The sequence below is a fragment of the Pseudomonas sp. GW821-FHT09C08 genome (assembly GCF_059418125.1).
On the sequence record NZ_JBWKPG010000007.1, the window covers coordinates 74,909 to 86,631 of the forward strand.

An 11,723-nucleotide genomic window follows, 5' to 3' on the forward strand; every position below is an offset into this window, starting at 1 on the left:
GAGTCAGGCCTTCTGGCTGTGCAGGTTTTTCATCGCACGGTTCCATTCACCGGCGAAGATATCCGGCAGCACGCCGAGGGCAAAGTCGATGCTGGCATCGAGTTTTTCCTGTTCGGCGCGTGGCGCACGACCCAGGACGAAATTTGAAACCATACTGGCGACGCCTGGGTGGCCAATGCCGAGCCGCAGGCGGTAGAAATTATTCTGATTGCCCAATTGCGCAATGATGTCGCGCAAGCCGTTGTGCCCGCCATGCCCGCCGCCAAGCTTGAGCTTGGCAACGCCGGGTGGCAGGTCCAGTTCGTCATGGGCCACCAGGATCTCTTCGGGTTTTATCCGGAAGAAACCCGCAAGCGCCGCGACAGCCTGGCCGCTGCGGTTCATGTAGGTGGTGGGAATCAGCAGACGAACATCCTGACCCTGATGCGAGAAGCGCCCGGTCAGGCCAAAATATTTGCGATCGGCCACCAGGTTCACACCTTGGGCATGGGCGATACGCTCAACAAAAAGGGCCCCCGCGTTATGCCGGGTCTGTTCGTATTCGGCGCCTGGATTTCCCAGGCCAACGATCAGTTTAATGGCAGTCACGACAGGGGCCCTTCCTTTGGAGTTGTGGATAACATCGCTACACCTGCGTGCGGCGAAAGTGGACGACAAGAGATCATTTACTCAAGAGTAAACGCCGCGTTATCGCCCGCTTTCTCGCTACGTTTCGGTCCGCGATGTTTCCTCAAGCTCCGGCAATACAGAGTGAATTACTCTGCAGCGCCTTCTTCAGCTTCTGGTGCAACGCGTGGAGCGTGTACGTTTGCAACAGCTTTGTCATCACCGTGAGCCAGTGCAACAAACTCAACGCCTTTAGGGGCCTTGAGGTCGGACAGGTGGATGATGTCGCCGATTTCAGCGTTAGCCAGGTCGACTTCGATGAACTCAGGCAGGTCTTTCGGCAGGCAGGACACTTCGATTTCCGAAGTAACGTGCGAGATTTCGCCGCCTTTCTTGATCGGAGCAGCTTCGCCAACGAAGTGCACTGGAACGATGGCGGTCAGTTTCTGACCGGCAACAACGCGTACAAAGTCAGCGTGCAGCACGTGGCCTTTGGCCGGGTGACGTTGCAGCGCCTTGATGATCACGTTTTGCTTGGTGCCGCCAACGTTCAGTTCGATAACGTGGCTGTAGGCAGCATCGTTTTCGAGCAGTTTGGCGATTTCCTTGGCCAGCATGCTGATGGATTCAGGGGCTTTGTCGCCACCGTAAACTACAGCTGGAACCAGGCTTGCGAGACGACGCAGGCGGCGGCTCGCACCTTTCCCCAGGTCGGAACGCACTTCAGCATTCAGAGTAAAATCGTTCATGTTGTATCTCCAAAATAACCACATTCGCCCCAGCGTTTGCGACCAGCGCTAAAGGCGATATGGGCAAAAAAGCCCCGCCCCAACAGTATGCTGGGGCGGGGCGCTTTTCGTCAGTGAGGTGTTCCGAAAGGTTTGACCCTTAACGGAACATCGCGCTGATCGATTCTTCGTTGCTGATACGGCGAACCGCCTCGGCAACTACCGGTGCGATATCCAGTTGACGGATACGCGAACAGGCTTGAGCTGCAGCGGACAACGGAATGGTGTTAGTCACCACCAGTTCGTCCAGCATGGAATTCTCGATGTTCTCGATCGCTCGGCCCGACAGCACAGGGTGTGTGCAGTAGGCGAAGACTTTAGCTGCACCGTGCTCTTTCAAGGCTTTGGCCGCGTGGCACAGGGTGCCGGCGGTGTCGACCATGTCATCAACCAGAATACAGGTACGCCCTTCGACATCACCGATGATATGCATCACTTCAGAGTGATTGGCTTTCTCGCGGCGTTTGTCGATGATCCCGAGATCCACGCCCAGGGATTTGGCAACAGCCCGTGCACGCACGACGCCGCCAATGTCCGGGGACACGATCATCAGGTTTTCAAAGCGCTGGTCTTCGATGTCATCCACCAGGACGGGGGAGCCGTAGATGTTATCTACCGGAATATCGAAGAACCCCTGGATTTGGTCAGCGTGCAGGTCAACCGTGAGAACACGGTCGATGCCTACCACGGTCAGCATGTCAGCTACGACTTTCGCGCTGATTGCCACACGTGCGGAACGCGGACGGCGATCCTGACGGGCATAACCAAAGTAAGGGATTACAGCTGTGATTCGAGTCGCTGAGGAGCGGCGGAAGGCATCAGCCATCACGACGAGTTCCATCAGGTTATCGTTGGTCGGAGCGCAAGTCGGCTGAATAATGAAGACGTCTTTACCGCGGACGTTTTCATTGATCTCGGCTGTAATTTCGCCGTCGGAAAATTTACCGACAGAGATGTCACCGAGAGGGATATGCAGCTGACGTACGACACGTCGAGCCAGATCGGGGTTAGCGTTCCCCGTAAAGACCATCATCTTGGACACGCGCAGTACCTAGAGGCTGAGGGTAACCTGGATGAGTATAGGAAAATGGCAGGGGCGGCTGGATTCGAACCAACGCATGGCAGGATCAAAACCTGCTGCCTTACCGCTTGGCGACGCCCCTGTATCTGTTGCAACGAGTACCCAGTACTCGGTTCCTTTTAGAGCAGACTTTGCAGCTTGCGATGCAACATCGAAACGTTGCTTCCCTTTGCTACAAACCCTGTAAGGGTCTCTGTAAGAAGGGCCGAGACTTTATCAGCTTCAGCTTTGCTTGGGAAGCCCCCAAACACACAACTTCCAGTGCCGGTTAATTTTGCTTCGGTAAATTTACCTAACAAATTCAAAGCGTTACGTACCTCTGGATAACGCCTTGCTACAACCGGTAAGCAGTCATTTCGACTGTTTCCCTTGGGAACGGGGCGCACTTTAATGGGAGGAGAGTTACGTGTCAACAGTGGATCTGAAAAAATTTCTGCTGTACTTACAGATACTTGCGGAACAAGCACGACATACCACGGCTCTTCGGGGTATTCGGGGCTGAGTTTCTCGCCCACGCCCTCGGCAAAAGCCGCGTGTCCACGCACGAAAACCGGCACGTCGGCCCCCAGCGTCAGGCCCAGCACAGCCAGGCGATCGTGGTCCCAGCCGAGCTGCCACAAGTGGTTCAGACCCAGCAGCGTAGTCGCGGCATTCGAGCTGCCGCCACCGATCCCGCCGCCCATGGGCAAAATTTTATCGATCCAGATATCGATGCCCAGCGTGCAGCCGGATTGTTCCTGAAGTTTTTTTGCCGCCTTCACGATCAGGTTGCTGTCGTGGGGCACGCCTTCGAATTCGGTGTGCAGCTGGATCACGCCATCGTCGCGTACGGCGAAGGTCAGTTCATCGCCGTAGTCGAGAAATTGAAACAGTGTCTGCAGTTCGTGGTAGCCGTCTTCGCGACGCCCGAGAATGTGCAGCATCAGATTGAGTTTGGCCGGGGAGGGCAGGGTCAGGCGTTCGGTCACGTCATTGCCCCAGCTTGCGCGGTTGCCATTCCTTGATCACCAGCGTGACGTCAAGGTCGGTGCCGTGCAGCTTGATGCGCTCGGGCAGCCAATAGCCGTTCTGCTGCACGTAGCTCAGATATTCGACCTGCCAGCCATCCTGCTCCAGGGAGGCCAGGCGGCTGTCGCCGTTGAGGCTCAGGCGGCTTTTGCTGTCGGGCGCGGGCAAGCCGCGCACCCACCACACCAGATGGGATACCGGCAGCTTCCAGCCTATCTGCTGTTCCAGCAATTCTTCCGGTGAGGTCGCTTCATAGCGGCCCTGGTTGGCTACTTCAAGGCTGACCTGCCCAGGTCGGCCGGTCAGGCGGGCAGCGCCCCGACCCAGCGGACCGGACAGGCGAATGTCGTAGTAGTCCTGGCGTTGCAGCCAGAACAGGGTGCCGCTGCCGGAGTCTTTCGGCGCGCGAACCCCGACCTTGCCGTCGATTTGCCAGCCGTCGATGCTGCTGAGCTGGTCCTTGTGTTGTTTCCATTGCGCCGGATTGCCCTGGCCCTCAACGGATTCTCGGCTGCCGATGCCCGCGCAACCGGCGAGCAAGGCGATGAAGCTGAAAACAATAACGTGGCGCAAGAACATAAGCTTAAAGGGTCTCGGATCCGGTCAGGCGCTTGATGGTGCCGCGCAGGATGGGGCTTTCGGGTTGTTCCTTGAGGAATTTCTCCCAGACTTGCCGGGCTTCGCGCTGCTTGCCATTGGCCCACAGCACTTCACCCAGGTGCGCGGCGACTTCCTGGTCGGGGAAACGCTCCAGCGCCTGGCGCAGCAAGCGTTCGGCTTCGTCCAGGTTGCCCAGGCGGTAATTCACCCAGCCGAGGCTGTCGAGCACCGCCGGGTCTTCCGGGTTGAGTTTGTGGGCTTGTTCGATCAGGACCTTGGCTTCGTCGTAGCGCGTGGTGCGGTCGGACAAGGTGTAGCCCAGGGCATTCAGGGCCATGGCGTTGTCCGGATCGCGCTTGATGATCAGGCGCAGGTCTTTTTCCATCTGCACCAGGTCATTGCGTTTTTCCGCCTGCATGGCGCGCGTGTACAGCAGGTTCAAATCGTCAGGAAATTGCAACAAGGCTTGTTGCAGCACCTTCCAGGCGCGCTCGCCCTGATTGTTGGCGGACAAGGTCTCGGCCTGGATCAGGTAGAGCTGGATCGCATAGTCGGGTTCGGCGTCGCGGGCGGCGGCCAGGCGTTTTTCCGCCTCGTCGGTGCGCCCGTTGCTCATCAGGATGTCGGCCTGGCGCAACTGCGCCGGCAGGTAGTCATTACCCGGGCCGACCTGGGCGTATTCGAGCAGCGCAGCCTGTGGATCGTTGCGCTCTTCGGCAATACGGCCGAGGTTCAGGTGCGCCGAGTCCACATGGCTTTCCCGGGCGATCAAGTCTTCCAGGTAGCCCTTGGCCTCGTCCCAGGCCTTGGCTTCCAGGCACACCAGCGCCAGGGAGTAGCGCAGTTCGTCGTCGTCCGGGTACTGCTGGACCAGGTTGGCGAACTGCACTTTGGCGTCCTCCATCCGGTCCTGCTCCACCAGTGTGCGCGCGTAGGTCAGGCGCAGGCGCTTGTCTTCCGGATACTTCTTGATGCTTTTTTCCAGCAGCGGAATCGCTTCCTTGCCGCGATTGAGGTTCTGCAGCAGGCGCGCGCGCAACAGGATCGGCGCGATCTCGCCGTCTTCCGGCGGGTTCTGCTCCAGCAGCTTCAGCGCGGCTTCGGCTTCATCGTCCTGCTGCAGCAGCAAGGCCTTGCCGAAAATCAGCTGGCTGTTCTTCGGGTGTTTTTGCAGCAGGCGGTCGAAACTCTTCATCAGGCCATTGCGCGTGTCCTGGTCGGTGTCGGCAGCCGACAGCGCAAGGAAGTCGAAATGGGTGTCGCCCTTGCCTTGCAGGACCTTCTCCATATAGACCATGGAGTCGTCATAGCGGCCCGCGCGCGCCAGTTGGATGGCGGCGGCACGCTGCGCCTCCAGGTCGTCCGGCGCGTTTTTCGCCCAGATCAGCGACGTGTCCAGCGCAGCCTGATCGGCGCCCAGGTACTCGGCGATGCGAAACGCTCGCTCGGAAATGCCCGGATCCTGCGTGTTGATCGCCTGGGTCACGTAGTTATCCAGCGCAATGTCGAAACGATTGCGTTGCCCGGCCAGCTCCGCGCTCAGCAGGCTGAACACCGTTTCTTCACTGAATGAGGAATAAACCTTGGGCTTTTCAGGGGCGGGGGTGCTGTCTTCTACCGGCGGCGTACCGTCCGGCGACACGGGTGCCATGGCCTGGCAGCCGCTGAGGAAGACAAAAGCAAGGAGCAACGCGGAAGATCTATTCATATAGGAAGAGGACGACTAACCTGCGGTCGGATCATCATGACACAAGCCTTCGGCCAAACATAACCGAGTCTCAATGGATGCCTTTATAGACACAAGGCATTAGGACAATAGACGACGGTGGTTGTTCTGAATCTTTCGAAGTAGGACAATTGTCGGCTTCCCGACATCATCAGCGATATTGAATGGCCTTCCTCGCACTCGGTATTAACCACAAGACTGCCTCCGTAGACGTGCGCGAGCGCGTGGCGTTTACGCCCGAGCAGTTGGTTGAGGCCTTGCAGCAGCTCTGCCGGCTCACCGACAGCCGCGAAGCTGCAATCCTTTCGACCTGCAATCGCAGCGAGCTTTATATAGAGCAGGAACATCTTTCAGCGGATGTGGTACTGCGCTGGCTGGCCGATTACCACCATTTGAGCCTCGACGACCTGCGCGCCAGTGCGTATGTGCATGAAGATGATGCGGCAGTTCGTCACATGATGCGCGTGGCGTCCGGCCTTGATTCGCTGGTGCTGGGCGAACCGCAGATTCTCGGCCAGATGAAGTCCGCCTACGCCGTGGCGCGTGAAGCCGGCACTGTCGGCCCGCTGCTGGGCCGCCTGTTCCAGGCCACCTTCAATTCTGCCAAGCAGGTGCGCACCGACACTGCCATCGGCGAAAACCCGGTGTCCGTGGCGTTCGCCGCCGTCAGCCTGGCCAAACAGATTTTCAGTGATTTGCAGCGCAGCCAGGCCTTGCTGATCGGCGCCGGCGAGACCATCACCCTGGTCGCCCGCCACCTGCACGACCTGGGTGTGAAGCGCATCGTTGTCGCCAACCGTACCCTGGAGCGCGCGAGCATCCTCGCCGAACAGTTCGGTGCCCACGCGGTGCTGCTGTCGGATATCCCGGCCGAGCTGGTGCGCAGCGATATCGTCATCAGCTCTACCGCCAGCCAGTTGCCGATCCTGGGCAAGGGTGCGGTGGAAAGTGCGCTGAAGCTGCGCAAGCACAAGCCGATCTTCATGGTCGATATCGCCGTTCCCCGCGATATCGAGCCCGAAGTCGGCGAGTTGGACGACGTTTACCTCTACAGCGTCGACGATCTGCACGAAGTGGTCGCCGAAAACCTCAAGAGCCGACAGGGTGCAGCCCAGGCCGCCGAGGAGATGGTCAGCACCGGCGCCGAAGATTTCATGGTGCGCCTGCGTGAACTCGCGGCGGTGGACGTGCTCAAGGCGTATCGTCAGCAAGGCGAGCGCCTGCGCGATGAGGAGTTGATCAAGGCCCAGCGCCTGCTCGCCAATGGCAGCAGCGCCGAAGAGGTGCTGATGCAACTGGCGCGCGGCCTGACTAACAAGTTGCTCCATGCACCCAGCGTACAGCTTAAAAAATTGACTGCCGAAGGCCGCCTCGATGCGTTGGCCATGGCCCAGGAACTCTTTGCCCTCGGTGAGGGCGCGTCAGACAGCTCTTCGGATAAAAAACCGCAATGAAAGCGTCACTGCTCAATAAACTGGACGTGCTCCAGGACCGTTTCGAAGAACTGACCGCTTTGCTCGGCGACGGCGAGGTCATTTCCGATCAGGCCAAGTTCCGCGCCTATTCCAAGGAATACGCCGAAGTTGAGCCCATCGTGGCCACCTACAAACACTTGACTAAAGTGCAGGCCGACCTCGAGGGCGCCCAGGCGCTGCTCAAGGACAGCGATCCGGACATGCGTGAAATGGCCGTCGAAGAAGTCCGCGAAGCCAAGGAAAAACTTGCCGAGCTGGAAGGTGACCTGCAGCGCATGTTGCTGCCCAAGGACCCCAACGATGGGCGTAACGTGTTCCTCGAGATCCGTGCTGGTACCGGCGGCGATGAGGCGGCGATCTTCTCCGGCGACCTGTTCCGCATGTACTCGCGCTACGCCGAGCGTCGTGGCTGGCGGGTCGAGATCCTGTCCGAGAACGAAGGCGAACACGGCGGCTATAAAGAAGTCATCGCGCGGGTCGAAGGCGACAACGTCTACGGCAAGCTCAAGTTCGAGTCCGGCGCGCACCGCGTGCAGCGGGTCCCGGCGACTGAATCCCAAGGTCGCATCCATACCTCCGCATGCACCGTGGCCGTGTTGCCCGAGCCGGACGAACAGGAAGCGATCGAGATCAACCCGGCGGACCTGCGGGTCGACACCTACCGCTCGTCGGGCGCCGGTGGCCAGCACGTCAACAAGACTGACTCGGCGATTCGTATCACTCACTTGCCGTCGGGCATCGTGGTCGAGTGCCAGGAGGAGCGTTCCCAGCACAAGAACCGTGCACGCGCCATGTCCTGGCTGTCGGCCAAGCTCAATGACCAGCAGACCAGCGCCGCCGCCAACGCGATTGCCAGCGAGCGTAAGTTGCTGGTTGGCTCGGGCGACCGTTCCGAACGCATCCGCACCTACAACTTCGCCCAGGGCCGGGTCACCGACCACCGGGTCAACCTCACCCTTTACTCCCTGGACGAGATTCTCGCCGGCGGCGTGGATGCGGTGATCGAGCCGTTGCTCGCCGAATACCAGGCCGATCAATTGGCCGCGATAGGTGAATAAATGACCATCATCGCCAGCCTGCTGCGCGCCGCCGACCTTCCCGACTCGCCTACCGCGCGCCTGGATGCCGAATTGTTGCTGGCCGCTGCCCTGGGCAAGTCGCGCAGTTACCTGCACACCTGGCCGGAAAAAATTGTCAGCAGCGAGGCCGCACTGACGTTCGCCGACTACCTGCAGCGCCGTCGTGGTGGTGAACCGGTGGCCTATATCCTCGGCCAGCAAGGCTTCTGGAAACTTGACCTGGAGGTCGCGCCTCACACGCTGATCCCGCGTCCGGAAACCGAGATGCTGGTGGAGGCGGCGCTGGAATTGTTGCCGGCCACGCCGGCCAAGGTCCTCGACCTGGGCACCGGCAGCGGCGCCATCGCACTGGCCCTGGCCAGCGAGCGCCCCGCCTGGCAGGTCACCGCCGTCGACCGGGTGCTGGAGGCCGTGGCCCTGGCCGAGCGCAATCGCCAGCGCCTGCACCTCAACAATGCCACGGTGCTGAACAGCCATTGGTTCAGTGCCCTGCAAGGTCATGCCTACGACCTGATCATCAGCAACCCGCCGTACATCGCCGACAACGATCCGCACCTGGTGGCGGGCGACGTGCGCTTTGAGCCGGCGAGTGCGCTGGTGGCGGGCCATGACGGCCTGGACGACTTGCGCTTGATCATCCGCGAGGCCCCGGCCCACCTGAATGCCGGTGGCTGGTTGGTGCTGGAACACGGTTACGACCAGGCCGCGGCCGTGCGTGACCTGTTGTCCAGCCAGGGCTTTGAGGCGGTGGCCAGCCGCATCGACCTTGGCGGCCACGAACGCATTACCCTGGGACGCCGGCCGTGCTGACCGATCAGGAGCTGTTGCGCTATAGCCGACAGATTCTGTTGCAACATGTCGACATCGAAGGCCAGTTGCGCCTTAAAAACAGCCGGGCCCTGATCGTCGGCCTCGGTGGCCTGGGCGCGCCGGTGGCGCTTTACCTGGCCGCTGCCGGGGTGGGCGAATTGCACCTGGCGGATTTCGACAGCGTCGACCTGACCAATCTGCAACGCCAGATCATCCATGACACCGACAGCGTCGGGCAGACCAAGGTCGACTCGACCCTGCGTCGCCTCGGCGCGATAAACCCCGAAATCAGCCTGGTTGCCCACCGCAGTGCGCTGGATGCCGATTCCTTGGCTGCAGCCGTGGCGGCGGTGGACGTGGTGCTCGATTGCAGTGACAACTTTTCCACCCGCGAGGCAGTCAACGCCGCCTGCGTGGCGGCGACCAAGCCGCTGGTCAGTGGCGCGGCGATTCGCCTTGAGGGCCAGTTGTCGGTGTTCGATCCGCGCCGCGCCGACAGCCCGTGCTACCACTGTTTATATGGGCACGGCAGCGACAGCGAACTCACCTGCAGCGAAGCCGGCGTGGTCGGTCCGCTGGTCGGCGTGGTCGGCAGCCTGCAGGCGCTGGAAGCCTTGAAGCTGCTGGCCGGTTTTGGCGAGCCGCTGGTGGGCCGCCTGCTACTGATCGACGCGCTGACCACACGTTTTCGCGAGTTGCGCGTCAAGCGTGACCCCGGCTGCAGCGTCTGCGGGCCGCGGCATGGTTAAGGGCGCGCCGATCGGTGTGTTCGATTCCGGTGTCGGCGGCTTGTCGGTACTGGATGAAATCCAGCAGCTGCTGCCCCATGAATCGCTGCTGTACGTGGCGGACTGCGGGCATATCCCGTACGGCGAGAAGACCCCGGGATTCATTCTTCAGCGCTCCCGGGCCGTCGCCGAGTTTTTCCGTGAGCGGGGCGCCAAGGCGTTCGTGATCGCCTGCAACACCGCCACGGTCGCGGCGGTCGCGGATTTGCGCGTGGACTATCCCGAGTGGCCGCTGGTGGGGATGGAGCCTGCCGTCAAACCTGCCGCCGCCGCGACCCGCAGTGGTGTGGTCGGTGTGCTCGCTACCACCGGTACCTTGCAAAGCGCCAAGTTCGCCGCGCTACTGGATCGCTTCGCCACCGATGTACGCGTGGTCACCCAGCCTTGCCCCGGCCTGGTGGAACTGATCGAGACCGGCGACCTGAACAGCCCGGTGTTGCGCCAACTGTTGCAGGGTTATGTCGACCCGCTGCTCAGCGTCGGCTGCGACACCATCATCCTCGGTTGTACCCACTACCCCTTCCTCAAGCCGCTGCTGGCGCAGATGCTGCCGCCCAGCATCATTCTGATCGACACCGGCGCCGCCGTGGCTCGCCAGCTGAAGCGTCTGCTCGGCGAGCGCGACCTGCTCGCCAGCGGCAATCCTCAGCCCGCACAGTTCTGGACCAGTGGCGATGTGTGTCATTTCAGAAATATCCTACCGACACTATGGAAACATCCCGGAGATGTGCGAAGCTTCAGCGCGTGAAAAATTCGTGAAATATCGTGATTCCAGGCTGAACTTCTGACACTGCGTAGGCTTCTATAGCGGGATTGCCTGTACAAAACCATATAACTTCGTTCGGAAAGGATGTTTCTTATGAAGCGCTTGTTCTGTTTGGCTGCGATTGCGGCCGCTGTGGTGGGACACTCTTTTTCGGCGCAGGCCGCTGGACTTGAGTTTGGCCTGGGGGCCACCAGTGATTCGACGCTCACTTATCGATTGGGGCTGACGTCGGATTGGGACAAGAGTTGGATGCAAAGTGATGTCGGTCGCCTGACCGGCTACTGGAGCGGCGCCTACACCTATTGGGAAGGTGACGACCGTGCAGGCGCGAGCAGCCTGTCGTTCTCTCCGGTGTTTGTGTATGAATTCGCCGGACAGTCGGTGAAACCTTATATCGAGGCAGGGATCGGTGTGGCGGTGTTCTCCCGCACGCGCCTGGAAGACAACAACATCGGCCAGGCCTTCCAGTTCGAAGACCGCCTGGGTTTCGGCCTGCGCTTTACCGGTGGGCATGAAGTGGGCATTCGCGCCACCCACTACTCCAATGCCGGGATCAGCAGCAACAACGACGGCGTAGAGAGCTACTCGCTGCACTACACCATGCCGCTCTAAACACACATTCCTGCAGGAGCCGGCAAGCCGGCTCCTGCAGGCTGTAGTTCAATCAGCGATACGCTGTTGCAATGCCTTCGCGCTCGGTCAGGCATTCCGGCGCGCCCATCTCGAATTCCCTGCAAATCAGCGGCCGCCGCTCGTAGATCGTGCACATCATCGTGTCCCGATCCAGCGCCGCGCACCAGCCATCGTCCAGGCGCAGCATCACTTCGCCGCCCCAATCGTCCGTATCGATATAGCGCTCCGGCACGCCTGTGTCCGTGATCAGCAGCACTTCCAGCTGGCAGCAGCAGGCCGCGCACGTCGAGCAGGTAACGGCGGGTTCGGTGATTTGGGTATGGGGGATGTTGGTCATAGGCGTGCAGTGTAAGGCAAGGCGAC

At 60.5% G+C, this 11,723-nt stretch carries 13 protein-coding genes and 1 tRNA gene; 6 read left to right on the plus strand and 8 right to left on the minus strand.

Going from position 1 to position 11,723, the window contains the following annotated elements:
- Positions 1-3: 3 nt before the first annotated feature.
- The 7 genes from pth to AC07OJ_RS23050 all read right to left on the minus strand — a co-directional run bounded on the left by pth (position 4) and on the right by AC07OJ_RS23050 (position 5,791).
- Positions 4-588 (minus strand): aminoacyl-tRNA hydrolase, encoded by a 585-nt coding sequence (gene pth / locus AC07OJ_RS23020; RefSeq protein ID WP_010213318.1) that lies wholly within the window; start codon positions 586-588, stop codon positions 4-6.
- Positions 589-755: 167 nt separating this feature from the next.
- Positions 756-1,355: a 50S ribosomal protein L25/general stress protein Ctc gene (locus AC07OJ_RS23025; RefSeq protein WP_065900493.1), complete on the minus strand. Its 600-nt coding sequence runs from the start codon at positions 1,353-1,355 to the stop codon at positions 756-758.
- 139 nt (positions 1,356-1,494) lie between these two features.
- A complete protein-coding gene (locus AC07OJ_RS23030) occupies positions 1,495-2,436 on the minus strand; it encodes a ribose-phosphate pyrophosphokinase (RefSeq protein WP_003208392.1) in 942 nt (313 codons plus the stop codon).
- A gap of 46 nt (positions 2,437-2,482) precedes the next feature.
- Positions 2,483-2,557, minus strand: a tRNA-Gln gene (locus AC07OJ_RS23035).
- Between the two features lie 37 nt (positions 2,558-2,594).
- Positions 2,595-3,443: a 4-(cytidine 5'-diphospho)-2-C-methyl-D-erythritol kinase gene (gene ispE, locus AC07OJ_RS23040; RefSeq protein ID WP_213550642.1), complete on the minus strand. Its 849-nt coding sequence runs from the start codon at positions 3,441-3,443 to the stop codon at positions 2,595-2,597.
- Between the two features lies 1 nt (position 3,444).
- Positions 3,445-4,062, minus strand: coding sequence for a lipoprotein insertase outer membrane protein LolB (lolB, locus tag AC07OJ_RS23045; RefSeq protein WP_213550640.1), 618 nt, complete (start codon positions 4,060-4,062; stop codon positions 3,445-3,447).
- Between the two features lie 4 nt (positions 4,063-4,066).
- Positions 4,067-5,791, minus strand: coding sequence for a tetratricopeptide repeat protein (locus tag AC07OJ_RS23050; protein ID WP_065900496.1), 1,725 nt, complete (start codon positions 5,789-5,791; stop codon positions 4,067-4,069).
- 182 nt (positions 5,792-5,973) lie between these two features.
- Between AC07OJ_RS23050 and hemA the strand changes: the two genes are divergently transcribed.
- From hemA to AC07OJ_RS23080, 6 genes are all read left to right on the plus strand, one after another.
- Positions 5,974-7,263 carry a glutamyl-tRNA reductase gene (gene hemA, locus AC07OJ_RS23055; protein ID WP_065900498.1) on the plus strand — a complete coding sequence of 430 codons (1,290 nt, stop codon included), beginning with the start codon at positions 5,974-5,976 and terminating at the stop codon, positions 7,261-7,263.
- Positions 7,260-8,342 (plus strand): peptide chain release factor 1, encoded by a 1,083-nt coding sequence (gene prfA / locus AC07OJ_RS23060; RefSeq protein WP_012722110.1) that lies wholly within the window; start codon positions 7,260-7,262, stop codon positions 8,340-8,342. Before hemA ends, prfA begins: the two co-directional genes overlap by 4 nt.
- On the plus strand, positions 8,343-9,173 hold the full coding sequence (prmC, locus tag AC07OJ_RS23065; protein WP_106805202.1) for a peptide chain release factor N(5)-glutamine methyltransferase: 831 nt from the start codon (positions 8,343-8,345) through the stop codon (positions 9,171-9,173).
- Positions 9,167-9,922, plus strand: a complete 756-nt coding sequence (gene moeB / locus AC07OJ_RS23070; RefSeq protein ID WP_495095271.1) for a molybdopterin-synthase adenylyltransferase MoeB — start codon at positions 9,167-9,169, stop codon at positions 9,920-9,922. The genes prmC and moeB overlap by 7 nt, the downstream gene beginning before the upstream one ends.
- On the plus strand, positions 9,915-10,709 hold the full coding sequence (gene murI, locus AC07OJ_RS23075) for a glutamate racemase (RefSeq protein ID WP_065900504.1): 795 nt from the start codon (positions 9,915-9,917) through the stop codon (positions 10,707-10,709). The genes moeB and murI overlap by 8 nt, the downstream gene beginning before the upstream one ends.
- 111 nt (positions 10,710-10,820) lie before the next feature.
- Positions 10,821-11,339, plus strand: coding sequence for an acyloxyacyl hydrolase (locus AC07OJ_RS23080; RefSeq protein WP_065900506.1), 519 nt, complete (start codon positions 10,821-10,823; stop codon positions 11,337-11,339).
- Between the two features lie 52 nt (positions 11,340-11,391).
- On the opposite strand, the gene AC07OJ_RS23085 is transcribed toward AC07OJ_RS23080, so the two are convergent.
- On the minus strand, positions 11,392-11,697 hold the full coding sequence (locus tag AC07OJ_RS23085; RefSeq protein ID WP_065900507.1) for a YkgJ family cysteine cluster protein: 306 nt from the start codon (positions 11,695-11,697) through the stop codon (positions 11,392-11,394).
- Positions 11,698-11,723 lie beyond the last annotated feature (26 nt).